This window comes from Acinetobacter sp. YH12049 (genome assembly GCF_013419875.1).
In the GTDB taxonomy this organism is placed as follows: Bacteria; Pseudomonadota; Gammaproteobacteria; order Pseudomonadales; family Moraxellaceae; genus Acinetobacter; species Acinetobacter amyesii.
On the sequence record NZ_VOZH01000005.1, the window covers coordinates 12,740 to 37,189 of the forward strand.

22 protein-coding genes are annotated in these 24,450 nt (G+C 40.2%); 8 read left to right on the forward strand and 14 right to left on the reverse strand.

From position 1 onward, the window contains the following. The first annotated feature begins 9 nt into the window (after positions 1 to 9). Genes murB through FTU05_RS02995 form a run of 3 tightly spaced genes read left to right on the forward strand, consistent with a single transcriptional unit; the run spans position 10 to position 3,251 of the window. A complete protein-coding gene (murB, locus tag FTU05_RS02985; protein ID WP_180105557.1) occupies positions 10 to 1,047 on the forward strand; it encodes a UDP-N-acetylmuramate dehydrogenase in 1,038 nt (345 codons plus the stop codon). A gap of 21 nt (positions 1,048 to 1,068) precedes the next feature. Next, positions 1,069 to 2,208: a YdcF family protein gene (locus FTU05_RS02990; RefSeq protein WP_180105556.1), complete on the forward strand. Its 1,140-nt coding sequence runs from the start codon at positions 1,069 to 1,071 to the stop codon at positions 2,206 to 2,208. Further along, the gene (locus FTU05_RS02995; protein WP_180026424.1) at positions 2,208 to 3,251 is read left to right on the forward strand and encodes an alpha/beta hydrolase; all 1,044 of its coding nucleotides are present in this window, start codon (positions 2,208 to 2,210) and stop codon (positions 3,249 to 3,251) included. The genes FTU05_RS02990 and FTU05_RS02995 overlap by 1 nt, the downstream gene beginning before the upstream one ends. A gap of 450 nt (positions 3,252 to 3,701) precedes the next feature. Here the strand turns inward: FTU05_RS02995 and FTU05_RS03000 are convergent, their stop codons facing one another. Both FTU05_RS03000 and FTU05_RS03005 read right to left on the reverse strand, forming a co-directional pair. Beyond that, a complete protein-coding gene (locus FTU05_RS03000; protein ID WP_180035278.1) occupies positions 3,702 to 5,372 on the reverse strand; it encodes an FMN-binding glutamate synthase family protein in 1,671 nt (556 codons plus the stop codon). Between the two features lie 840 nt (positions 5,373 to 6,212). Beyond that, positions 6,213 to 7,211: a YafY family protein gene (locus FTU05_RS03005; RefSeq protein WP_180105555.1), complete on the reverse strand. Its 999-nt coding sequence runs from the start codon at positions 7,209 to 7,211 to the stop codon at positions 6,213 to 6,215. Between the two features lie 260 nt (positions 7,212 to 7,471). Between FTU05_RS03005 and FTU05_RS03010 the strand changes: the two genes are divergently transcribed. The 4 genes from FTU05_RS03010 to FTU05_RS03025 are packed head-to-tail and all read left to right on the forward strand — an operon-like array spanning position 7,472 to position 11,172. Further along, positions 7,472 to 9,019: a circularly permuted type 2 ATP-grasp protein gene (locus FTU05_RS03010; RefSeq protein WP_180105554.1), complete on the forward strand. Its 1,548-nt coding sequence runs from the start codon at positions 7,472 to 7,474 to the stop codon at positions 9,017 to 9,019. A 22-nt stretch (positions 9,020 to 9,041) separates the two neighbouring features. After that, complete coding sequence (locus tag FTU05_RS03015) at positions 9,042 to 9,644, forward strand: alpha-E domain-containing protein (RefSeq protein ID WP_168377743.1); 603 nt, start codon at positions 9,042 to 9,044, stop codon at positions 9,642 to 9,644. Further along, complete coding sequence (locus FTU05_RS03020; RefSeq protein WP_168377742.1) at positions 9,641 to 10,420, forward strand: transglutaminase family protein; 780 nt, start codon at positions 9,641 to 9,643, stop codon at positions 10,418 to 10,420. The genes FTU05_RS03015 and FTU05_RS03020 overlap by 4 nt, the downstream gene beginning before the upstream one ends. 17 nt (positions 10,421 to 10,437) lie before the next feature. Next, positions 10,438 to 11,172 (forward strand): proteasome-type protease, encoded by a 735-nt coding sequence (locus FTU05_RS03025; protein WP_180010367.1) that lies wholly within the window; start codon positions 10,438 to 10,440, stop codon positions 11,170 to 11,172. A 97-nt stretch (positions 11,173 to 11,269) separates the two neighbouring features. Here the strand turns inward: FTU05_RS03025 and alr are convergent, their stop codons facing one another. After that, a complete protein-coding gene (gene alr / locus FTU05_RS03030; protein WP_180105553.1) occupies positions 11,270 to 12,343 on the reverse strand; it encodes an alanine racemase in 1,074 nt (357 codons plus the stop codon). 466 nt (positions 12,344 to 12,809) lie between these two features. Between alr and FTU05_RS03035 the strand changes: the two genes are divergently transcribed. After that, positions 12,810 to 13,376 carry a hypothetical protein gene (locus FTU05_RS03035; RefSeq protein WP_180105588.1) on the forward strand — a complete coding sequence of 189 codons (567 nt, stop codon included), beginning with the start codon at positions 12,810 to 12,812 and terminating at the stop codon, positions 13,374 to 13,376. Positions 13,377 to 13,397: 21 nt separating this feature from the next. Here the strand turns inward: FTU05_RS03035 and dnaB are convergent, their stop codons facing one another. From dnaB to cyoA, 11 genes are all read right to left on the reverse strand, one after another. Next, positions 13,398 to 14,837 (reverse strand): replicative DNA helicase, encoded by a 1,440-nt coding sequence (dnaB, locus tag FTU05_RS03040; protein ID WP_078188586.1) that lies wholly within the window; start codon positions 14,835 to 14,837, stop codon positions 13,398 to 13,400. Between the two features lie 238 nt (positions 14,838 to 15,075). Then, complete coding sequence (gene rplI / locus FTU05_RS03045) at positions 15,076 to 15,522, reverse strand: 50S ribosomal protein L9 (protein ID WP_078188585.1); 447 nt, start codon at positions 15,520 to 15,522, stop codon at positions 15,076 to 15,078. A gap of 9 nt (positions 15,523 to 15,531) precedes the next feature. After that, complete coding sequence (gene rpsR, locus FTU05_RS03050; RefSeq protein ID WP_004278792.1) at positions 15,532 to 15,759, reverse strand: 30S ribosomal protein S18; 228 nt, start codon at positions 15,757 to 15,759, stop codon at positions 15,532 to 15,534. Positions 15,760 to 15,771: 12 nt separating this feature from the next. Then, on the reverse strand, positions 15,772 to 16,158 hold the full coding sequence (gene rpsF, locus FTU05_RS03055; RefSeq protein ID WP_004696436.1) for a 30S ribosomal protein S6: 387 nt from the start codon (positions 16,156 to 16,158) through the stop codon (positions 15,772 to 15,774). A 157-nt stretch (positions 16,159 to 16,315) separates the two neighbouring features. Next, entirely contained in the window at positions 16,316 to 17,104 is a 789-nt protein-coding gene (locus FTU05_RS03060; RefSeq protein WP_180105587.1) for a DUF3142 domain-containing protein, read from the reverse strand. A 6-nt stretch (positions 17,105 to 17,110) separates the two neighbouring features. Beyond that, complete coding sequence (locus FTU05_RS03065; protein ID WP_180105552.1) at positions 17,111 to 19,228, reverse strand: hypothetical protein; 2,118 nt, start codon at positions 19,226 to 19,228, stop codon at positions 17,111 to 17,113. Positions 19,229 to 19,329: 101 nt separating this feature from the next. Then, positions 19,330 to 20,208 (reverse strand): heme o synthase, encoded by an 879-nt coding sequence (gene cyoE / locus FTU05_RS03070; RefSeq protein WP_078188583.1) that lies wholly within the window; start codon positions 20,206 to 20,208, stop codon positions 19,330 to 19,332. A 10-nt stretch (positions 20,209 to 20,218) separates the two neighbouring features. Next, complete coding sequence (locus FTU05_RS03075) at positions 20,219 to 20,545, reverse strand: cytochrome o ubiquinol oxidase subunit IV (protein WP_078188582.1); 327 nt, start codon at positions 20,543 to 20,545, stop codon at positions 20,219 to 20,221. Continuing rightward, positions 20,545 to 21,165 carry a cytochrome o ubiquinol oxidase subunit III gene (gene cyoC / locus FTU05_RS03080; RefSeq protein WP_078188581.1) on the reverse strand — a complete coding sequence of 207 codons (621 nt, stop codon included), beginning with the start codon at positions 21,163 to 21,165 and terminating at the stop codon, positions 20,545 to 20,547. The genes FTU05_RS03075 and cyoC overlap by 1 nt, the downstream gene beginning before the upstream one ends. Before the next feature lie 4 nt (positions 21,166 to 21,169). Then, complete coding sequence (cyoB, locus tag FTU05_RS03085; RefSeq protein ID WP_067767311.1) at positions 21,170 to 23,158, reverse strand: cytochrome o ubiquinol oxidase subunit I; 1,989 nt, start codon at positions 23,156 to 23,158, stop codon at positions 21,170 to 21,172. 3 nt (positions 23,159 to 23,161) lie between these two features. Beyond that, positions 23,162 to 24,229 (reverse strand): ubiquinol oxidase subunit II, encoded by a 1,068-nt coding sequence (gene cyoA / locus FTU05_RS03090; protein ID WP_180051123.1) that lies wholly within the window; start codon positions 24,227 to 24,229, stop codon positions 23,162 to 23,164. Between the last annotated feature and the right edge of the window lie 221 nt (positions 24,230 to 24,450).

Here is a 24,450-nt window from a genome sequence, read left to right on the forward strand (position 1 = left end):
GGTTTAAGAATGCAAATTCAAACACAGGTTCAGCTTAAGCCATTTAATACATTAAGCCTCGATGCTGTAGCATCTCATTATGTACGTGTTCAATCGGTAGAAGATATCCAAGCAGCGCTCGACTTTGCCAAAGCTGAGCAATTAAATGTATTGGTACTTTCAGGAGGCAGTAATATGCTGTTGCCTGAGCAAATACATGCTTTAGTGATGCACATGGATATTCAAGGGATTGAATATGTACAAGACGATGCCGATACACAGACTTTAAAAGTGGGTGCAGGGCAAGTGTGGCATGACTTTGTGCTATGGACGACGGCACACCAGTTTTATGGCTTACAAAATTTAGCATTGATACCCGGTTTAGTCGGTGCTTCACCTGTGCAAAATATTGGAGCTTATGGTGTTGAGGCGGGTGAATTTATTGAATCTGTGCAGGTCTATGATCGTGTAAAAAAACAGCAAAGTAGTATTAGCGCTGCCGATTGTCATTTTTCATATCGCCATAGTATTTTTAAAGATGAGCCAGAGCGTTTTATTATTACGCATGTCACGTTTAAACTTTTAAAACATGCAGATTTAAAATTAAATTATGGTGATTTAAAGCAGGCGGTAGGTGAAGACTTAAGTGCAGAAAACCTACAACAACAAGTCATTCATATTCGTCAAACCAAACTCCCAGATCCGAAAGAATTTCCAAATGTCGGAAGTTTCTTTAAAAATCCTGTGATTAGCCAGCAAGCCTTTGACCAAATTGCGCTGCAATTTCCCAATTTACCCCATTACCCGCAACCGAATAATGCGGTAAAACTAGCAGCTGGCTGGTTGATTGACCAAGCAGGTTGGAAAGGGAAATCTGTGGGTTCAGTGGGTATGTTCCATAAGCAAGCTTTGGTGTTGGTCAATTATCAGGACGCCACGCTGCAAGATGTGCGTACAACTTACAAAGCTGTACAACATGATGTTTTTGAAAAATTTAATATTGAACTACATCCTGAGCCTGTATTATTTGATACAAATGGCTTGATTCGATCTCACGCAGATCAATAAAAACACATAGGTTTTAGATTTATGCATAAAACACATTGGATGGTTCGCTTAGTACAAATTGCCGCAGTGCTATTTGTACTTTTGGGCTGTCTAATGATTTTTATCTATACGCCGTTTTATTCTAAATTGATCGTTAAAAGTTTAAATTATTTCGTTCCTGTAGAAGTCAATCAGCTCGCAGCGCAAAGTCAAAAACTCGGTGCTTTGAGTGATGATGATAACTATGAGCCGGGCTCAGATTTATGGATTGCACGCCAAGCGTATTTACAACTCATGGAGCAAACCATACAGTCCGATGAGCCTCAAGACTTGACCCTTATACAAGCGCGTTATAAGGCTTTACAGCAGCTCATTGAAGAAGAACATGAAAAAGAAATAAGTGATAATCAAAAGGACATACCGAAAGTTCCTTTGCTGAATCCTTCTGCATCCGAGGCGGCATCCTCTGAAGCAATGGCGGAAAATCCTGCTCAAAAAATGAAAGAGCTGCTTGAGCTCAATAGTGCGGAAAATAAAGGCCTGATGACTCAATATACTGAGTTCTTAAAAACCCATGAAATTGAGCAAGCTGCTTCAGAAGCAGAACCGATCGATGATGAAACGTATCTTGATCTTGCCAAAATGAAAGATAAAACCCTGAAGCAGCCAACCGCAGAGCCGTATGCGATCGTGGTGTTAGGTGGTGGTTTAACCTTAGCTAAAAATGATAAAGATATCGTAGTGAATGACTACACACGACTTCGACTGGAAAAAACACTCGATGTTGAACGAGCCAATAAGTTACCGATTGTACTGAGTGGTGTTGAAGCACCGTATATGCAAGCATGGTTGAAGCAATATGATGTCGATGCGAAATTGCTTGAAGACCGCAGTATGAATACTTGCGAAAATTCGCGTTTTAGTTCGTTGCTTTTACAGAAAAAAGGTGGGGCACCGACGGTTATTTTAATCACTGACCAATATCATATGCCTCGAACACGTCGTTTATTTGCATTAAATGGTATCGAAACCATTCCTGTTGTTGCACCTATGCCAACAACATTAACTACATGGCGACCAAGTGAAAAAAATTATGACCATAGTCGTCGTGCTAATTATGAATTATTAGCTACCTTACGTGACGTTTGGTTTGGCTCAAGTGACTGTCGGGAGGTCCCATAATGTCAGATATCCCATTTCTTAATCCTTCGATCCTTAAACAATTAGATCTTCCTGTTCCAAGTCGAGAATTAACCCCACAATTATTAGAACCGCTAAATTTAAATCGGCCGTTTGAGCCTAGTGTCGAAATACAATCTTATCGACGACTCTACGGCTTAGATGCCTTGAACTGTGAACATTGGCAAGGCTATGTAGAAATGCCTTTGTTCAAATTACATGTACAAGTATTTCAACCGAAACTGAAAACTGAAACGGATGTCATTAAAGGCACTGTATTTTTATTGCATGGTTATTTAGAGCATAGTGGAATATATCAGCCGATTATTCGTGAGCTCTTAGATCAAGGTTTTAGTGTTTTGACCTATGATTTACCGGGGCATGGTCTAAGTAATGGATCGCCAGCCAGTATTCAAAACTTTGACCATTACCAACAAGTTTTGGAAGCGGTATATCGTTATGTGAAACATGCAGCTCAATTACCGACACCGTGGTTAGGGATTGGGCAGAGTACGGGTGGTGCGATTTGGCTGCATCATCTGTTAGATTTTGCTGAACATCGCAAAAACCCTTATGTCGAACGGGTTTTATTATTATCTCCGCTGATTCGTCCTGCAAAAACGGCATGGTGGCATAACTCGGTTGGATTAGGCATTATTCGTCGTATTAAACGTGAAGTGCCACGTCATTTTAGACGGAATAATCACAACCCTGAGTTTTTACGTTTTGTACGTTTAAAGGATCCTCTACAACCTCGAATGATGGGGATGGATTGGATTTTGGCCATGTCAAAATGGATGCAGGAAATGGAAGAACGACCTGCGTGTCGTATTCCAGTGTGGTTAGCTCAAGGCGCACAGGATCAAACGGTGGATTGGCGTTATAACATTGAGTTTATACGTCGTAAATTCCGTTTACAGACGCTTCTCATGCTTGAAGAAGGTTCACATCAGCTGATTAATGAACGTGCCGATATTCGTGCTGCATTAACAGGTTTGATCCCGGCATTCTTGCATGCTCAATCGAATAGTAAGTCTTATTACTAACTGATGTTACGCACTAACATCAGGAGCGTAATTTGATTCAAATAAAAGTACGATACGCGGGAAGTTCATCCGCAAGTGTTTGAGACAGGACTACTTCTAATCAAAAATGTTTTTGCAATACTTTGAATAATTTGACGCTAGTGAACGAGTTTTGTCGGTGAGGTGCATTGCACCGCAAGATGGTTTCCTTGCGAAGCTTTGCTTCTCATTTTGCCGAATGAGAAACAACGTTTCGTAAGAGTACCTCCTGCCGAAGGCTAATCCCTATGTTTAAGCCCTAGATGTAAGACTCCGTCGAATAGGTTTAAAAATTATTTTAAAATGCGTAATTACTTTTACGCGCGTAACATCAGTTACTAATTGACGATTGAGCACAGCCTACCTTAATCAGTGTGATGGATCTAGACGAAAAAAAGAGGCGTGGACGCCTCTTTTTTTTGGGTGGAGGAATCAGAACTTTTCTAGATGGGCCATATTCCACATACGGAAATAGAAGTTTTCTTCATCTTTATTTTCACAACTGAGCAGCTCCCCGTCTTTTAACCAAAAATGTAGCTGTGCATAGTTTTTAATTTCACGGTTATTAATCCGCTGCGCTAGATGGTGCGCACGGATATCTGATGGATGTTGTAAACCTGCTGAGGCAATAAGTTCAGATAAACCATGCATGGTGTTCTTGTGGAAATTAAAAACACGTTCTGCTTTGGTCGGAACATGGATGGCTTTTTGACGGTCTTTGTCCTGCGTTGCAACGCCAACAGGACATTGGTTGGTGTGACAGCTTTGAGCCTGAATACACCCGACTGCAAACATAAAGCCACGAGCCGAATTGACCCAATCTGCGCCAATTGCCATGGTACTGGCAATATCAAAAGCACTAATAATTTTACCACTGGCACCGACTTTAATTTTTGAACGCAAGCCTGCACCAATCAGGGTGTTATTGACAAAGAGTAGGCCTTCACGCAGTGGTGTCCCCATATTATCAATCAGTTCTATAGGTGCAGCGCCAGTCCCACCTTCAGAACCATCCACCACGATAAAATCAGGTGTAATCCCCGTATGTAACATGGCTTTTACGATACTCATAAATTGCCACGGTTGCCCGATACACAGTTTAAAACCCACAGGTTTGCCTTCTGACAGTTCGCGCAATTGCTGAATAAATTGCATCATTTCTATAGGGGTGCTAAAGGCAGGATGGCTAGATGGCGAGATACAGTCATGTTCACGGCTGACACCACGGATTTGAGCAATCTCTTCGGAAATTTTGTCTTTAGGTAAAATGCCACCATGGCCTGGTTTTGCACCTTGAGATAATTTGATCTCAATCATTTTGACTTGAGGGTGCTTGGCTTGTTCAGCAAAACGTACAGGGTCGAATTGACCATCAATCGTACGGCAGCCAAAGTAACCACTACCGAGTTCCCAGACAATGTCGCCACCATTTTCCAAGTGATACGGACTGATACTGCCTTCACCGGTGTCATGGTAGAAATTGCCCATTTTTGCGCCTAAGTTTAAGGCACGAATGGCATTGGCACTTAAACTACCAAAGCTCATCGCAGAAATGTTTAATATTGATGCGCTATACGGTTGCTTACACTGTTCATTGCCGATGTTAATACGGAAAGTTTCAGGAATGGCAGGAATGCAAGGTGACAAGGAGTGATTGATAAAGCGGTAATCATTTTGGTATACATCAACAATTGAACCAAATGGTTTATCTGCATTTTGGTTTTTTGCACGTTGATAGACCAAACTACGCTGCATACGAGAAAAGGGCAGTGCATCTTGATCAGATTCAATAAAATATTGGCGAATTTCAGGTCGAAATTCTTCAAAAAGAAAACGAAAGTGCCCCATGATGGGGTAATTTTTTAAGATCGAATGTTTGTTTTGTATGACGTCATACAAACCCAATAAACTCAAAAGCCCAGTAATGACCCAGATACTATTCAATAAGGTCTGTGGAATAAAATATTGAATATAACGAGGGGAATAACCTAAATGAAAACTCGAAATGAGTAGGAAGATAAAAATACAAGCAAACCAAATGGAATGTCGAGAGAAAAAAGTATTTAAAAGTTTATGTCTGATAGTTTGCGCTGGACTGGCCATATTTTGAAAAATCTTATTCAGCTCATTTGCTCATAATTTGCCGAGTTTATGCACAATGCTCAAGCTTTAATTTGTTGATTCAGTGTAGCATTTATAAAAAACAGCACTGAAGTTGGATGAATTTTTCATTTAAAGCCAAATGAGATAAGAAAAGCAGGAATGTTCTTTAAGAAAATTTGTGAAAAGTAGCGCGGTTCTTGTTATTTCACGGTGTGCAAAATGGAGGTTAAAGTGATTTTACTTTCTAAACACGAGGTGCTGAATATGACTATGAAATCTATTCGTTATAATAATGCCGACCTAGCCTGCCTATGTCAGTAATTGATTATAGCCATGAGAAGTTAGCGCTACGGCATAAGGTATTCAGCAGATACTTATGCTGTAGTTCCTTTGACCTAAACGACTAAAATTACAAAAATATTCTAAGAAATTATCCAGTCCCAGCGTTGGGACTTTTTTATGTGTTGATATTTTAAGGGAAAATCTAAGCATAAATAATGTACTAGATATTCATTATGCGTTAGAAGTTGTCACCTCAAATAAAAGAATGATACGCGGTAAGGTCATCCGCAAGTGTTTGAGACAGGACTACATTTATTTAAAAATGTTTTTGCGATACTTTGAATAAGTAGACGTTAGTGAACGAGTTTTGCGGATGACAATGGTTTTGGGTACTTTTGCCGAAACAAAAGTACCTCCAGCCGAAGGCTAATTCCTTTATTTAAACCCTAGATGTAAGACTCCGTCGAATAGACTTAAAAATCATTTTTAAAATGCGAAATTACTTTTATGTGCGTAACATTAGTTAGTATTTAAGGTAGCAGAAAACCTTAGATCGGTTTAATCATTGCGTTGTTGTACAACTATAGCGACTTCTTCAGGTTCAATTTTCTGAATCTTTTTCCCAAAACTACGCAGCCACCATGTTAACTGAGAGGTAAATGGTACTGTTGCGCTAACTTCAACCCAGTCATCTTCGGTTTTTTGAATCACTTGATCTTTACTTAGCTGACTTTCTTCAAAATAAACTGCTTCTGATTCCGACATGGTTAATTTGAGCTGAATCATTTCAGTCGGCTTATTGAAGTCCACACGGAAGCCAAGCGCTCCAGAGTCAATATAGGCATCAATATCAAAATCGACAGGGTGTAATGCACGTGAATTTAAGACTGTAGCTGATTTAAAACGATGTAAAGCAAAGGTTTGGATGTCTGTTTTGTCATGACGTGTGCACACCAAATAAATAATTGCACCTTTTTGGACCAACGCCAGTGGATTTAAAATATAGGTCTTTTCTTCGCTTTGCTGTCCACGACCTTGATATTGACATTCCAGTTGTTTGTCTTGTAGTAAACCTTCATAAATCGATTGCTGTGCGGCCTTTTCAACCACTGGTGGAATCAATGGCTGAGTTGCTGGCACGATTCGCACGCGGTTAATCCACTGACGAACATTATTTTGCGACGATAGACTTCGACGTGCGAGGTCAAACCAAGGATTCATTTCTTCAATTAAGCTTGGTGGAAGCAAATGTTTTAGGTGCTCCTCAACCATCATAAAGGTGACCGCTTGTGAGCTGGTCATATGAGGCAAGCTTTGAATAGGTGCATCAGAACGCCAACGCCAGCCTTGCGGCGTTGTTTTACTGCTCTCAATTGGGAAACGTAGAGAAATTTGGTTTAAGTCACGCTGAATGGTGCGTAGGCTGATATCAATGCCTTCACGGTTCAGTATTTCTTGTAATTCACGCGTACCCATCCACTTACCTGTGGACAGTCGTGAAAGAATTTGCCACTGACGATAGAGGCTGTTCGACGTTTCTTTTTCTTGTGAAGACATAATCTCGTGCTTGAACTTGGACTTAAATGAATAAAATGATGCTGTGGGACACAATAAGAAATCTTCCTGCGTTAAGCAAGTCTTCATCTGAAAAAACTAACATGATTTTAATAACGCAATTTGACATAACTTGAGCAGTTACATGCTGTACCACTTTGCAAAAATGATGCATAAATAATCAAAGAGAAGCAGCATATGTATTGATGGCATATATATTGCTTTATCTGATTTACAAAACATGACAAAAACATGGAGTTGCTATGCTGAAAGAAAATCGTAATACAACTTCAAATGGAATTGAGGGTTATGAGGCAAAGTTGGTTAATACTTCTGTCTCTACATTAAAAACTTTACCACTTGCTCGAGGACATGCGCTGTTTAATCAATTTAATTCGGATTTTTTTAATGAAATGCGCGACAGCAAAACGGTAGTAAAAGAATCATGCCAACGGATAGAGCAGTGGTTATCACAGCATACGCTTGATGAATTGAAGCAACTAAATCAGGTTGCAAAACAACATTTTCTCTATGAAGGCATTACCTTTACAGTGTATGGCGAAGATGAGGGCATTGAACGCACCATACCTTATGATCTTATTCCGCGTGTGATTGCACGAAAGGAATGGAATAATTTATCTCTAGGCTGCGCACAGCGCGTGAAAGCACTCAATCTGTTTTTACATGATGTCTATCATCAACAAGATATTTTAAAAGCAGGAATTATTCCTGAACTGCAAGTCTTAACCCATGAAGCCTATTTGCCACAAATGTATATGCATGGGCTAAAAGGTAAAATTTATAGCCAAATCAGTGGCATTGATATCATACGTGATCAATCAGGCGAATTTTACGTCCTTGAGGATAATCTTAGAACACCGTCTGGTGTGTCGTATATGCTGGAAAGCCGTAAGATCAGTCAAAAACTGATGCCTGAACTTTGCCAGCAAAGCAACATCATGGGGATTGAGCAGTATCCGCAGCTTTTACGTGAAATTCTTGCAGAAAATGCCTACGTCGATAACCCGTTTATCGTGGTTTTAACCCCAGGGCGTTTTAACAGTGCGTATTATGAACATGCCTTTTTGGCAAGGGAGATGGATGTACCCTTAGTGACATCGCGTGACCTTTATGTAGAAAACGATAAGGTTTATGTGAAAACCATTAAAGGCCGACAACAGGTTGATGTAATTTATCGTCGTGTGGATGATGCTTTTCTCGATCCATTATGTTTCAAACCTGACAGTACTTTGGGCGTAGCAGGGCTCATGTCAGCGTATATGCAACATAATGTGGTCATTGCAAATGCACCGGGAACAGGCGTAGCAGATGATAAATCGATTTATCCATATGTGGATAAAATGATTCATTTCTATTTAGGCGAACAAGCGATCCTGAAAAATGTGCCGACCTATCAATGTCGTGAGCAGAACGAATTGGATTATGTGCTCTCGAATATCGAAAAATTGGTGGTCAAAGAAGCGCAGGGTTCAGGTGGTTACGGCATGCTGATCGGTCCACAAGCTTCTTTACAAGAATTAAATAGCTTTAAAGATAAAGTGGCCGCAGCACCACATTTATATATTGCACAGCCGACTTTAAATTTATCTGTCAGCCCAACCCTAAGTGAGGCGGGTGTTTCGGAACGCCATATCGATTTACGCCCATTTGTACTGAGTTCACCATATCGAACTGAAATTGTACCGGGTGGCTTAACTCGTGTCGCGATGCAAGCAGGTTCATTAGTAGTGAATTCTTCTCAAGGCGGCGGCATTAAAGATACGTGGGTAGTAGACGATTTACGCTCATAGCACTCCAGTGAAGGAGCAAAACATGATTTTATTAAACAGTAATGCAGAACATATTTTTTGGTTGGGGCGTTATTTAGCACGTACTCAATATTTATGCAGTATTTTCCCTTTTCAAGATGTTGATACGGCATTGAACTATGCACATGCTTTTTGTTTGCCAGCATTTGATGCCGACTCAATGAATGAGTTAGTTTTAAATGCGGAGCAGCCGGCGTCATTTTCCAGCCAATTTCAATATGCGCAAAGTAATATTCAGGACTTAAGGGGTGTACTTTCAGCAAAAAGTTATGCAGAACTCAGCCGTTTAATTCGTAATGCGAGTGATAACCCAGGTTATATCTGTGACGTGGTAACAGATTGCCAAGATGTTTTAGAGTCCGAATCTGAAGATGTATTTTTATTTTTTAGTTTAGGACAAGCCATAGAGCAGCTTGATCGCCAGTTACGCATGCAGCAGGACATTCAACACACCCTAGCGAAGATTGAACATATTGTCATGGCTTTGGTTCAGTTTGGATGGGAAAGCGTGCAAGAGGCATGGTTGGCACTTAAACAGCAGCCGAATAGCCAAAACTTCTACCATTTCAGTGATCATATCCAAAATATGTTTGAGGTGGCTGTATGAGGCTCATGATCAACCATCAGACCCATTATGTTTACACTGATGTGGTAAACAGAAGCATTCAATATATCAAAATGACCCCGTCCACCAATGCACACCAACAGGTGCAAAATTGGGATGTGAGTGTGCCGGGGCAGCGTGATATGCAATTGGATACTTTTGGTAATGTGTGGTTGACCACAACGCAGCGCGAACCTTATCTGCAAATGACCATTATGGCGCAGGGCATCGTAGAGATGAATTTGAGTTCAAATGATTCAAATGCGGATGATTTAAACCCGAAATTGTTTTTACAGCCAACGCCGAGTACGCAGTACGATATTCACATGAAAAGTTTTGCCGATTGCTATGTCCCTCGTATCAATCGTGCCAATCTGATTCGTTTGGCTGAAGCGATATTGGCGCATATTCCCTATGTATCGAATCAAACATCGGTACATACTTCAGCGATTGATGCTTTTCATCATAAGCAAGGGGTATGTCAGGATCATAGCCATGTCATGATCGCAATGTGTCGCTATTTGGGTATTCCTGCACGTTATATTTCTGGGTATTTATTTGTGCCGAATAGTAGCCACCTTGCCAGTCACGCTTGGGTAGAAGTCTATATCGAAAATAAATGGTATTGTTTTGATGTCAGTAATCAGCTATTTACACCACAATCACATATTTATGTTGCGATTGGGCGGGACTACTGGGATGTAGCTCCAGTTCGAGGCGTTCGTGATAAAGGTGGTATTGAGTCTATGAGCTCAATTGTACAAGTGCTGAGTTGTTAATCATTTGAGGGATAAAAATGACCTATTGTTGTGCATTACGGTTAAAAGATGGCATGGTATTTATCAGTGATACACGGACAAATGCAGGTGTTGACCATATTTCAGTTTTTCGCAAACTTTATTCCTTTGGTATTGTGGGTGAGCGATTTATTACCATCCAAACCTCTGGAAATTTAGCCACAACACAAGCGGTCATTGGGCATTTACAAAATCAGCTAGAGGTCAAACAAGAGCCGAATTTATATAGTGTAAATACGATGTTCGAAGTGGCTGAATTGGTCGGGCATACCTTAAAAAAAGTCATCTCAGATGTCACATCAGATACTTTAGAACAAAGTAATTATTACTGTAGTTTATTGGTAGGCGGTCAAATTGGCAGTGCAGATATGCAGTTATATAACATCTATCCGCAAGGCAACTTTATTTGTGCGACACCGGATACCCCATATTTTCAAATTGGTGAAAGCAAATATGGCAAGCCGATACTCGACCGAACTTTGCGTTACGATATGCCACTCGATGAAGCAATGCGCTGTAGCTTGATTTCTTTTGATTCAACGATACGTTCAAATGTGTCAGTAGGTATGCCTTTAGATGCTTTGGTTTATAAAAAAGACAGTTTAGAAATACCAAATGGTAAGCGCATTTATGAAGAGGACCCATATTTCACCATGATCAGTAAAGGCTGGTCAGAAGCATTGCGTCAGGGTTTGATTGAATTGGCAAAACCAACAGCTGACTATTTTCAATAACCATTTGATCAACAAATCGATCAATTTAAAAAGTGAATAAAAAAAAGCGAGATAAAAAAAAGCCCAGATTTGATCTGGGCTTTTTGATTTGGCGTAATTAAGCTAATTTACGTACAGGGCGCGCGCTCATACGGCATAATAATTCATAGCCAATGGTTCCGTTCGCTTCTGCAACGTCATCAACCAGACGATCTTTGCCCCAAAGCTCAACTTCAGTGCCTATCGGTGCATGCATACCGGTGATATCAATCGCAATCATATCCATGGCAACACGGCCAATCACACGCGTTTTCTGTCCATGGATGGATACATAGTTTTGTTTAGGGAAGGCACGTGGATAACCGTCACCATAACCAATCGACACAATCGCAAGATTCATTTCTTGTTCTGCAACGAAAGTCGATCCATAACCCACAGATTCACCAGCTTGAATGGTATTTAAAGCAATCACTTCAGCGGTAAAGGTCATCACCGGTTTAAGATCTAATGCTTCTACAGAACGGTCTGAGAAAGGTGTCGCGCCATATAGCATGATGCCTGGGCGAACAAAATCAAAATTCAGTTCTGGCCATTTGAAAATCGCAGCCGAGTTACAGCACGAACCCATGATTGGCGCACAAGCTTCTTTTACGTGTAAGAATTGTTCACGTTGTTGGTCATTTAAAGGATGATTTTCTGCGTCTGCATTGGCAAAGTGCATCGCCAGTACGCAAGTAAAACCTTCCGCCTTTAAAGCATTGATGACATCAATAATTTCAGGCACTTTAAAACCTAAACGGTTCATACCGCTGTTGAGTTTGACCCAAACTTTCAGACCTTGAGCAATATAGGCATCCTTATGTGCACGTAACCAATCTAGTTGTTGCTGATGATGCACCACACATTCAATTTTTTTATCGATGATAATTTGCATTTCATCATCTGAGAAAATGCCTTCAATTAAAGTAATGGGTTGTTCATAACCCAGTTCGCGAATTTCTAAGGCTTCTTCTAGGCAGGCAACACCGAAGGCATCACTGTCTTTTAAGGCTGCTAAGCAGTCTTTAACTCCATGTCCATAAGCATTGGCTTTCACCATGCTTACAATTTTAGCGGTTGGGGCAAGTTGTTTGACACGGTTTAAATTATATTGCAGTGCCTGACTGTCAATATAAACTGTTGCTTGGCGCACCCTAAATACTCCTTGGGAATGACAATTGGTAATTTGTGTTAGATACACTGTGGAGTAATAAATAAATACTAAAAATAGTTCTATTTAAAAATATTCACTATTGTAGACCTATCAACCTCAAATAGACATGAACATTTAAGTTTTTGATCATAAATTAATTTAAGATCGAAAAATCTATTAGGTTATTGATTGCAAATAATTTGTAAAAGTTTCAGACTTTATTTTTCATATAAAACTATACGTTCTAAAAGCTATTATGGTGTTAGATGCTCTCACTCAGGAAATTCTAAACTGTACGAGTTATGGCAAGACTCAGAAGATTGTGGAGAGTGGGTTCGTAATTTAAATGAACTCAAAGAGAGATTAAACAATGCATTTTAAACTTGGATATGTTGAATAAATAATGAAAATATTTTGTTATCTGGGATCGAGTACTTTATTTTTTTGTCAGTCAGTTATGGCTTGTATGCCACATTCACCCAATGACGTTTTTATTGCCCGTTACCAAGGTTCACTGGCAGTACAGGAGAGTTCAGACTTCATTTTTGAACTCAGTTCAGGTCAATTTATTTTTCGCTCAATACTAGATGAGGTTAAATATAAAAAGCCTACTCAATGGTACAGTGGATTTTCAGGTAAAAGTACAGCTAAAAACCAATTAATTATTGGTTTAGCTTATGCACCAGATGGTGCTAAACCCCAGCAATATCAAGTAGTTTCATTTGCAACATTAAACTGTAAGAATGACCAGCTTGTTTTATCTAAACCGATTGTCCCATTTTTAGCTTGGAATAAGCAGACCTCAAATTGTTCTACAGTCGATAGATCAGAGGTTGGGATTTTAGATGGTTTTATAGACTATGATCAGACACATTATTTGGCGCAACTGCAACAAAAGTATCCGACATGCAAGCAATTAAATAAAGCATTTCCATCACTTGAAATGGAAGAAAATAGTCAAGATTATAAATTACTCTCAAGTTGGAAACTATGGTGGGCAAAGTTAATAAGTCAGATTAAAACATGGTTTTAATAAAAAAGAGCAATGCAAGCATTACTCTTCATCATCATACTGAGCATAAAACTCAGGGGAGAGGTTACTAAATTTGGTGTATTGACCTTCGAAGGCAAGACGCACAGTACCAATTGGACCGTTACGCTGTTTACCAATAATAATTTCTGCAGTACCTGCTTCTTTAGACTCTTTGTTATAAACCTCGTCGCGGTAAATAAACATGATCAAATCGGCATCCTGCTCGATTGCACCTGATTCACGTAAGTCGGACATCACTGGGCGTTTATTAGGACGGTTTTCCAGTGATCGGTTCAACTGTGACAGTGCAATTACTGGGCAGTGCATTTCTTTAGCCAGTGCTTTTAAGCTTCGGGAAATTTCCGAGATCTCGCCAACACGGTTATCGCCCATACCGGGTACTTTCATAAGCTGCAAGTAATCGACCATAATGCAGCCAAGTTTACCGCCGTGCATTTTGGCAATTCGGCGCGCGCGGGCACGTACTTCCGTTGGAGGTAGTGCAGACGAGTCATCGATATACAAATTCTTTTCTTGGAGATGCACAATGGTACTGGTCACTTTTGACCATTCATCAGCATCCATTTTACCTGCACGTAAATGCCCTTGGTGTACACGACCGAACGAGGAAATCAAACGCATGGCAATCGAGTCAGCGGGCATCTCCATGGAATAAACCAGAGCGGGCAGGTTGTTATTAAACAGCACACTTTCAACCAAGTTCATGGCAAAAGTGGTTTTACCCATCGATGGACGGGCCGCTACAATAATCAAATCGCCTGCTTGCATACCTGAGGTTTTATTATCTAGTTCAACAAATCCAGTGGTTAAACCCGTGATACTGCCTTCAGTTTGTGAAAGTTCATTCAATTTATCAAAAACACTAGCAACGACAGAGTTAATAGCTTTAGGGCCTTGTGCTTTGGCGTTGTTGTTGTGTTGCTCGGCAATCGAGAAAATATTGGTTTCTGCTAGATCTAAAATTTCACTGACCGTACGACCTTTGGTGTCATAGGCATTTTGTAAAATTTCTGAGCTGACTTTAATCATGCTGCGTAAAGTGGAAAACTCTTTAATTTTTGCAGCATACGTTTCAAGGTTATAGAAACTTGAAGGTGAATCTGACATGAGTTGCATCAGATATTCTTCGCCACCAGCAGCATCGAGCAAGTTTTGTTTAATCAGCCAGTCATTGACCAAGACCGCATCATAAGGTGAGCTATCTTTTGACAGTTGATCGATGGCACGGAAAATATATTTATGACGGGTCGCATAAAAATCAGCTTCAGTCAGTACATCACCCACTTGCTCAAAAGATTCTGCAACGGTCATCAGTGCAGCAAGCACGGCTTGTTCAATCGCAAGGTTATGGGGTGGGGTACGAAACTCTTTCAACGAACTTTGTTCTGTGGTTTTTGCTGTTGGCGTAGAGTTTGGCTTGCTGGCATTCGCCTGTGACATAAAAATCCCTGATGCTGAAACCATTTAATGTGATGGAAATGGGTGCTAATTACAGTTTTTTCAACTCTTCATTGAACTGAAATGATAGGCGTTTTCTACAGAAATGCGAACAAGTATTTCCGATTAATTCGTCATACATTGAATTGAATGAAGAGTTAAAAATATAAAAAAGTTGGAGCACTATTTTTTACAGATAAAAAAAGAGCATGCGTAAGCATGCTCTTTTCTTTGCAAGAAATTACTCAGCTACGATAGTAACTAGAACTTCTGCAACAACATCATGATGCAATTGGATTGCGATGTTGAATTCACCAGTGTTGCGAAGCGCACCATTTGGTAAACGAACTTCTGCACGGTCTACAACAAGACCAGCATTAGTTAACGCGTCAGCGATGTCACGAGTACCGATAGAACCGAATAGTTTACCTTCGTCACCAGCTTTAGCAGTGATCACGATGTTAACTTCGTTCAATTGGTCAGCACGTGCTTGAGCAGCAGCTAATACTTCAGCTTCTTGTTTCTCAAGTTCAGCACGACGAGCTTCAAATGCAGCAGTGTTAGCTTCAGTAGCAGCAACTGCTTTACCTTGAGGGATAAGGAAGTTACGGCCGTAACCAGCTTTAACTGAAACTTTATCGCCTAATTTACCAAGGTTTTTAATGCGTTGTAATAAGATAATATCCACAGCTCAACCTCACTTATGATTGTCAGTGTAAGGGATCAAAGACAAGTAGCGAGCTTGTTTGATAGCAAGCGCTAATTGACGTTGGTAACGAGCTTTAGTACCTGTAATACGGCTAGGAACAATCTTGCCGTTTTCAGTGATGTACTGTTTTAAAGTGTCGATATCTTTGTAGTCGATGTACGTAACGTTCTCAGCTGTAAAGCGGCAGAACTTGCGACGACGGTAAAAACGTGCCATGTTATGTTCTCCTTATGCTTCAGCAGAGTCTTGAGCTTGTTGTGCTTCTTCACGTTGAGCTTTACGCGCACGTTTTTCTTCAGCACTCTTAGCCAATAGTGACTCTTCAGTGATAGCGTTTTCACGACGGATGATAAGGCTACGAATGATTGCGTCGTTGTAACGGAACAATTCTTCTAGCTCATCAAGAGTAGTTTGACCACACTCAACATTCATAAGAATGTAGTGAGCTTTGTGGATCTTGTTGATTGGGTAAGCCAATTGACGACGACCCCAGTCTTCAAGACGGTGGATTTGACCTTCAGCTTCTTTGATGTGAGTTAGGTAACGTTCTACCATACCCACAACTTGATCGCTTTGGTCTGGATGTACCAATAGTACGATTTCGTAGTGACGCATTGTCAGCTCCTTACGGTTTAGGCAGCCCCAATCATTAATTGATTGAAGCAAGGAGTCACAACCAAAGTTGTGTCGCAAAGTTTGCGAAGCGTGAATTTTAGAGCGTTTAGGTTTGAAATACAAGGCATGGATTTAAAATGCTTGAATTATTTATGGTTTAAGGCTGATTAGCGGTACGCAATAAAAACACCACATAACCTTTGAAATAAGGATCTTGAATTAAATGTTTGGGTGCTTGCCAAAGGCCATTTTGTACAAGGCCTATTTTATAAGGTAGTTTTAATTTTGAGACTTTATTCAAATAGCTCGTGTAATTCTCGATCGTGACACTACCACGATAAGTTTGAATAGCGATCTCATCAATATTGCGTCGCAAAACACTGAGCGTTTGCTGATCTTGAATATTTGTCCAATCCATTAAACCAGTAATGCTTAAACGATATTTTTGAGGTAGTTGCTTTCGTATATTTTCAAGGAATAAGGCATATTGATGAATGTTTTTAGTTTTTGCGTCAAAATCGATTTGTAAGCCTTGAATCTGATTGCCATTTTTTTCCCAATATTTAAGCCGCTGCAAAATTTGCTGAATATTGTTATTTGACCATTGTAAATGATGGCTACGGATTACAATCCAAATTTTCTGCTGTGGTTTATGGAGGACTTGAATACCTTGTGGGATAAACTCGGATTGCTTTAACGGTTTATTCCAATTCATTTCACCTTGTAAAATATAGAGCTCCGTGGCTTGCTGTAAGTAGGGGCTACTAGAAATATTGCCCCAAATCCAAAAACTTGAATAATGTGCTGCATTAACACGTTGCTGTATTTCGGTGTGAGCTTGTTGTGTATTTCCAGATTGGGCAGGTGAACATGCGGAACACAAAACAATGCTCAATATGAACAAAAGTTCTAATGTATTTACCCGCCTTATCACCTGCAAAATCATCATCAATTACCAATAATATTTTAGAGATTTAGCCCAGCTGGTTTCTGGATAGTCGCGTTTGATTTGATCAAACCATTGTTTTCGAACCGACTTATTTACATCTTTGTCTTGGCATTCATTATTGCCACTTGGCGCATAACATTGAATGGCACGGTACAGCGCATAAGCCGTTAATTCAGATTTTGTCCCTGTTTTAATAATGTTTTTATATACATCGCCACGGGCAAAATAAGTACCCTTGAAACTTTGCAGTGAATGATCAGGCAGGTAGTTGAGATTTAGTATGGTATAGGCTTGTGAACTACGCGCATATTCACCTAAGCATAAATTAAGGCTCAGGTCTTTTGGGTTGACTTGCAATTGTTGGGTCAAAGTTGCCAAGTCAGGACATTTAATCGAATTGCTCACGCTTGCACCTTTCCATAAGAAATTTGCAAATGATGGCTGATTGCGAAACTTCTCCGCAGTGTTTTGTTCAGTATTAAATTGAGCCGCGTTGCTTGGTAATTCACGATACGCTTGGTTAAATAAATCAAAGTTTTGATAAGCCAATGACTTATTTAGTAGGGTATAAAGCGCAACATTTTTTTGATCTTGCGTGGCCACGTTATTTTTGACCACAGACATTAAACTTTGTTCATTCGCTGCATCGACTAAATATTGTTGCTGTAGATAAGCTTGCTTGATTTTGGCTGAAGAACCAATAAATTGTGCAGTATTTTGCTGTTGAGCATAGTAACGATACAGCATAAGTTCAGCCAATCCACGTTGTTCGGCGGTTTTGCTGATGGAAAGTAGGTTTTCCCAATATTTTTGAGTGGTTTGATTTCGCCCACTAGCTTCCAGAATGCGGCCTTTAAGTAGTAGCTGACTCAACTGTAGGTAACTGTTGATGCTGCTCGGTACTTGTTGTGGCAGATATTTGAGTGCTTCTTGTGCTTTGTTTTGCACATAAAATAAGTGATTTGCCTGCAAATACTGGAACAGTTCTGGTGAATCTTTAAAATAATTTTTCTGTGCGTTTAACTCAGCCCATGAAATGACCACATCATCTGCCGTTTCTTTTTTGCGCATATGCATAAGGTCATAAATGCTAAGAAAAAATGGATCTTTCAAATTTTTGACATTGAGTCTATTACTTTGAAAAACATGTCGATCTAATTCATAAGGTAGATTTGGCAATTCTAAATTATAGACGCTGGATGTTGGATGATTGATTTGCCAAACATATTCATTGATCAGTAAATCGTGTTTACCGCTGAGCCAAAAACCACGTCTTAATAAACCGCGTGCGCTTGCAGCATATTGACCCTGCGGATAGAGCTTAAAGTACTGAGTAATGTTATTAAAAAAAGTGGTTAATAAGTTTTGATTGAGTTTGTCATGTACTAAATCACCATATTCACCAACACCACTTTGATAGGCTTCATTTAAGGTGCTACGAATAAGCATATATTGAGAAGTTTCTTTTAACCACGTTTGATCAACATTGGTTAGTACTGAATAAATCTTAGTCGCTGTGGAAAAGTGAGCATTATAAAAAGAGATCGTTGCATTTAAATAGGATACATATTGACGTGCAGCGGCAGACCAATTGGGATTCACGCTCAGTAAAGCTAATGTGTTTTCACAGTTATTAATTTTTTCACGCTCGTGGATCAACATGTCTTTTTCACTGCTTGAAAGCTTAGTGTCGGTTTTGACTTGTTGAATAAACGCGTGCGCACCATTTTGCAGGCTATTGCAATGCTCGTTATAGCTTAAATCTGGTGCTTTTAGAGGTTTGCGTGCATTTGGCAATTTATTGTGGCTATTCACTAAAAGACTGGAAACTTCAAAAGGGACTTTGCTATAGCTAGTTGTCCATAAAGTGGATTTTTCTTCTTGAATATTAAATTTGGCAATGCCTAAATCGCTAAGCAACAGCAGCATATTGGTTTGATTGTCATTTGCCGGCGTGAGCGCAGGCAATTCATTGCATGCAGTATAGGCATTGGTCTGAATTTCTGTCGAAGGTTCACAATAGACATCCATACCTGCATGACTGTGTGCACTAAAGAAAATGCCAAAAGGAATAAATGATGTGAAAAGAGCAGAGCGAAGAATTTTTTGTTGAGAAGACATAAGGCACAGTTATTTATAATTGTAGGTGCAATGATATCAAGTGGGGAAAGTTGATTGAAGATGCCTAGAAATAAAAAAGATAGAGTAAAACTCTATCTTTTTTAAAAAAATACAATTGGCTTTAGAGGGGCAGTGGAAGTAAAACTAAAAATTAAACTAATCACTGTGATCAATTTGACTGAAAACATGAAATATTGTTTTGCCCAAACTTGATCATCTTCAGCTTTGAATCCTTGAATGGTTAAATAAATCCAATACAGACTTAAGGCATTCAGGACAATCATATAAATCCAATTGGCATAACCATAAAAGTATAAACCGTTCATGGTAATGCAGAACAAAATCACGTAAACCAAAGATTCAACCTTGGTTCGATGAATTGAACGTGCTACAGGTAAAATTGGAATTCCTGCATTTTTGTAGTCATCAAATCGGTAAACTGCAATTCCCCAAGAATGAGGCATTTGCCAAAATGCATAACCAATAAAAATCAGTAATGCACCTAAATCAAACTGGTTTGCAACTGCCGTATACCCGATTACAGGTGGCGCTGCGCCAGAAAGACTGCCGATAATGGTTTGATGGATTGTTGTTCGTTTTGTCCATAAGCTGTAAAAACCAACGTATACGACAAAACCAATAACAGCAAAAAGAAAAGCGTAAGCATTTACCCAAAACCATAAAATGCTAAAACCAATTACACCTAAAACTAAAGCAAAAACTAAAGCAACAGGAATCGAGATTGATTTTTTAACCATCGCACGATTTTGTGTGCGTTGCATTTTTGAGTCGATGTCTTGGTCAATAACGTTATTGACAACACATCCAGAAGCGACCACAAAGAGGGTGCCTAAGAGGGTAAGAAGCAACAGAAGGAAATCTACAGAACCTTGGGCAGCTACAAAGTAGCCACCCAAAGCGGTAACAAAGTTACCAAAGAGAATTCCTGGTTTAGTCAGGAATAAATACTTTTTCAGCATGACGACCAGTTTAGATCATCATGTTGAAGTGAAGGTAGTTCATAATCCACACAGAACCTACTAAAAGGATAGCAATTGTGAGGATTGTATAAACAAATGCAATCACGTTCCAGCGTTGCTCTGAAGAAGAGTTCATATGCAGGAAGTAAACTAACTGAATAAGAACCTGAGCAACCGCAGTAATCGCGATTACGGCAACCAATAGACCGCGGCTAAAACCACCTGCCATTACCATACCGAATGGAATTACGGTAAGTAGAACAGAAAGGATAAAACCGATTGTATATTGTTTAACGTTACCGTGAGCTGCACCAGCAGAGTTATGATCGTGACTCATTAGATAACTCCCATCAAGTAAACAACGCTGAATACGCAGATCCAAACGATGTCAAGGAAGTGCCAGAACAAGCTTAGGCAAGCAAGACGACGAGTGTTTGGAAGTGTCAAACCATATTTCTTGATTTGGAACATCAACACAAGCATCCATACCAAACCAGAAGTTACGTGAATACCATGCGTACCAACTAGAGTAAAGAACGCAGATAAGAACGCACTTGTGCTTGGGCCATGACCAGCATGAACTAAATGGTTGAACTCATAAAGTTCCATGCCAATGAAGGCTGCACCAAATACCCAAGTAACTGCTAACCAAGTTAAAACTTGACCAACATTTTTCTTGTATGCTGCAAGAACAGCAAAACCAAAAGTTACAGAAGAGATAAGAAGGGCGAAAGTTTCAGTTAAAACGAAACCTAAAGATTCACCAAACAGCTCTTGTGCACTTGGCGTACCCACTGGAACGTGGCTACTTAATACAGCGAACGCGATGAAGAGTGTCCCGAAAAGAACCAAGTCACTCATCAAGTAAGTCCAGAAACCAAAGACAGTGATGTCAGTATCATCGTGATGATGATGTTCGTCATGTCCGTGGTTGTCGTGATGAAGTACTTCAGCCATTGTCTTAGTCCTTCTTCAAATGTTTTTCAAGAAGCGCGTAGCGTTCATTTTCAATACGTTCAACTTCTGCAGCTGGAACATAGTAGTCCACTTTCTTTGTGAAAGAAGAAACGATGAAGCTGATAATTGAAGCAATGAAAGTTACAACGACTAACCACCAGATATGCCAGATTAATGCAAAGCCCATAACTGTAATAAACATTGCAATTACGAAACCTGCCGCACGGTTTGTAGGCATATGGATGTCTTCGTATGTAGTTGGCTTAGCGTAAGCAACACCATTTTCTTTGTCAGTCCAGAAAGTATCAATACCATTGATCTTTGGAAGATAAGCAAAGTTATAGAATGGTGAAGGAGATGAAGTAGCCCACTCAAGAGTACGACCATCCCAGATATCGCCAGTAACGTCCATGTTGTCTTTGCGTTGAAGGAAACCAACAACGATTTGCATAACAAAACAGAAGATACCGATAGCAACCAATACAGAACCAAATAAAGCGATCGCTAAGTACGGATCCCATTCAGGGTTGTCATATGTATTCAAACGACGAGTCATACCCATGAAACCAAGGATATAAAGTGGCATGAATGCAAAGTAGAAACCGAAGAACCAGAACCAGAACGCTGCTTTACCCCAAGTTTCATTCAGTTTCCAACCAAACATTTTTGGCCAGTAGAAAATGATACCCGCGAACATCGCGAACACTACACCACCAATAATTACGTTATGGAAGTGAGCGATAAGGAATAAAGAGTTGTGTACTAAGAAGTCCGCTGGTGGAACTGCCATTAATACGCCTGTTAAACCACCAATACCGAAAGTCACAAGGAAGCCAAGTGTCCAAAGCATTGGAGTTGTATAGGTGATGCGGCCCTTGTACATGGTGAATAACCAAGAGAAGATTTTCACACCAGTAGGGATCGCAATGATCATGGTCATGATACCGAAGAACGCGTTAACGTTGGCACCAGCACCCATTGTAAAGAAGTGGTGAACCCAAACAACCAGTGAAAGAACACCAATTGCTACAGTTGCGTACACCATAGATTTGTAGCCGAACAACGCTTTGCGTGAGAACACAGCAGTAACTTCTGAGTAAATACCAAAAGCAGGTAATACCAAGATGTAAACTTCTGGGTGGCCCCAAGTCCAAATCAAGTTTACATACAACATTGGGCTACCACCCATGTCATTTGTAAAGAAGTGGAAGCCGAAGTAACGGTCAAGTGAAAGCATTGCAATAGTCGCAGTCAAAACTGGGAAAGTTGCAACGATAAGCACTACAGTAACTAATGCAGTCCAAGTGAAAATAGGCATGTCCATAAGTTTCATGCCAGGCGCACGCATTTTGATGATGGTAACGAAGAAGTTAACACCAGTAAGAAGCGTACCTAGACCAGAAACCTGAAGTGCCCAGATATAGTAGTCTACACCTACACCTGGAGAGTATTCGATGCCAGAAAGTGGAGGGTAAGCCATCCAACCTGTTGCAGCGAATTCACCAATTGCAAGAGAAGCCATCATTAAGCCCGCAGCGCCGGCAAATAACCAGAAGCTTAGAGAGTTTAATAATGGGAATGCTACGTCACGCGCACCAATTTGAAGTGGTACAGCAACGTTCATTAAACCAACAACTAGACCCATTGCTACGAAGAAGATCATGATTACGCCGTGGGCAGTAAAGATCTGGTCATAGTGTTCTGGGTGTAAGTAACCTTCACCGCCACCTTTTGCAAGGAACAGTTGAAGACGCATCATAATCGCATCGGCAAAACCACGCACAAGCATGACAATTGACACGAGGATATACATGATACCAATTTTTTTATGGTCTACAGATGTGAACCATTCGTTCCACAAGTAGCCCCATTTTTTAAAGTAGGTGATACCAGCAACAACTGCGATACCGCCAAGGATCATCATTGCAACAGTAACCAACACGATTGGATCGTGTGGAATTGCATCTGGTCCTAACTTACCTAATAAGCTCATGTCTTATTCCCCTGCAACAGTCGCATGTTCAACGCCTGCATGAGCTTCAGAAGCAGCAGCTTCGTGTCCAACAGTAGCTGTATGATCAGCACCGTGGTAGTTACTCATGTATTTATTGATCACTGATTCGAACAATTTAGGTTCTACTGAAGAGTAATAAGTCACTGGATGTGGCTTAGTAGGGTAAGGCTTCATTGCTTCAGCTTTAGCCTTTTCTTCAGGAGTAGTTGCTCTAGCAACTAAAGCTTCGATCTGGTGTTTAGAACGGTTGCCGTCACGTAAGGTTGCAAATTCAGCTTGGTCTAAAACAGTTTTTTGAACTGCTTCAGGATTAACTGAAGAACCATTACCAGCTTTAACAGCAGAAACCCATTCAGCAAACTGAGCATCAGTCACAGCATGTGCACGGAAGCGCATTTGTGAGAAGCCATAACCTGAATAGTTAGAAGAGAAACCACGGAAGCCTTCAGCAGGACTAGTTTCATCAGCTAATAAGTTCAAGTGAGTTTGCATACCTGCCATAGCATAAATCTGACCACCTAACGCCGGAATGAAAAATGAGTTCATTGTGAAGTTAGATGTTAAACGAAGGCTTACAGGAGTTTTCTCAGGGAAGCGGATCTCGTTTACAGTCGCGATGCCTTGTTCAGGGTAGATGAAGATCCATTTAAATTGTTCAGCAATAACTTGAACAGTTAAAGGAGCTTTATCTGACTCGAGTGGACGGTAAGGGTCATACTTGTGGGAACCCCACCAAGTTAACCAAGCTAAAATAGCGATAATAATTACGGGAATACCCCAAACTACAACTTCAATTGCAGTCGAGTGTGCCCAAGTAGGTGCATAGTCTGCATCTTTATTTGACGCGCGATATTTCCAACCAAACCAAAGAGCCATAAGTGCTGATGGAATAACTACCAACAACATTAGGTAGATCGCAGTAAGCATGAGGTTTGATTGACCTTCAGCAACTGGACCTTTTGAGTTTAGAAGTACCATATCACCACCACACCCAGTTAAGAGTGCAGCGATCGCAGATAAAGACAATACAGCTAAAATTGTTTGTCTCATTTTACAACCTCGGTGAAGAGTCCCATTCCCTAAATTTAAAATTTGGGATAGCGAATAAAGTGTCGCATGATTGTGATTTTTTCAGACATGAAAAAACAGTCACAATGATGCGACACCGCTACGTTGTAGGGCATTATGCCTGATATCGGCAAACTAAGCTATACATAAAGATGCTTTAAATGACTGTATTAAAACCCTATTTTGCTAGTCGGGATTGTATT

Coding starts and splice junctions, on each gene's coding strand:
- murB (WP_180105557.1), top strand. CDS start 10: ATGCAAATTCAAACACAGGTTCAGCTTAAGCCATTTAATACATTAAGC.
- FTU05_RS02990 (WP_180105556.1), top strand. CDS start 1,069: ATGCATAAAACACATTGGATGGTTCGCTTAGTACAAATTGCCGCAGTG.
- FTU05_RS02995 (WP_180026424.1), top strand. CDS start 2,208: ATGTCAGATATCCCATTTCTTAATCCTTCGATCCTTAAACAATTAGAT.
- FTU05_RS03000 (WP_180035278.1), bottom strand. CDS start 5,372: ATGGCCAGTCCAGCGCAAACTATCAGACATAAACTTTTAAATACTTTT.
- FTU05_RS03005 (WP_180105555.1), bottom strand. CDS start 7,211: ATGTCTTCACAAGAAAAAGAAACGTCGAACAGCCTCTATCGTCAGTGG.
- FTU05_RS03010 (WP_180105554.1), top strand. CDS start 7,472: ATGCTGAAAGAAAATCGTAATACAACTTCAAATGGAATTGAGGGTTAT.
- FTU05_RS03015 (WP_168377743.1), top strand. CDS start 9,042: ATGATTTTATTAAACAGTAATGCAGAACATATTTTTTGGTTGGGGCGT.
- FTU05_RS03020 (WP_168377742.1), top strand. CDS start 9,641: ATGAGGCTCATGATCAACCATCAGACCCATTATGTTTACACTGATGTG.
- FTU05_RS03025 (WP_180010367.1), top strand. CDS start 10,438: ATGACCTATTGTTGTGCATTACGGTTAAAAGATGGCATGGTATTTATC.
- FTU05_RS03035 (WP_180105588.1), top strand. CDS start 12,810: ATGCCACATTCACCCAATGACGTTTTTATTGCCCGTTACCAAGGTTCA.
- dnaB (WP_078188586.1), bottom strand. CDS start 14,837: ATGTCACAGGCGAATGCCAGCAAGCCAAACTCTACGCCAACAGCAAAA.
- rpsR (WP_004278792.1), bottom strand. CDS start 15,759: ATGGCACGTTTTTACCGTCGTCGCAAGTTCTGCCGCTTTACAGCTGAG.
- rpsF (WP_004696436.1), bottom strand. CDS start 16,158: ATGCGTCACTACGAAATCGTACTATTGGTACATCCAGACCAAAGCGAT.
- FTU05_RS03060 (WP_180105587.1), bottom strand. CDS start 17,104: ATGATTTTGCAGGTGATAAGGCGGGTAAATACATTAGAACTTTTGTTC.
- FTU05_RS03065 (WP_180105552.1), bottom strand. CDS start 19,228: ATGTCTTCTCAACAAAAAATTCTTCGCTCTGCTCTTTTCACATCATTT.
- cyoE (WP_078188583.1), bottom strand. CDS start 20,208: ATGCTGAAAAAGTATTTATTCCTGACTAAACCAGGAATTCTCTTTGGT.
- FTU05_RS03075 (WP_078188582.1), bottom strand. CDS start 20,545: ATGAGTCACGATCATAACTCTGCTGGTGCAGCTCACGGTAACGTTAAA.
- cyoC (WP_078188581.1), bottom strand. CDS start 21,165: ATGGCTGAAGTACTTCATCACGACAACCACGGACATGACGAACATCAT.
- cyoB (WP_067767311.1), bottom strand. CDS start 23,158: ATGAGCTTATTAGGTAAGTTAGGACCAGATGCAATTCCACACGATCCA.
- cyoA (WP_180051123.1), bottom strand. CDS start 24,229: ATGAGACAAACAATTTTAGCTGTATTGTCTTTATCTGCGATCGCTGCA.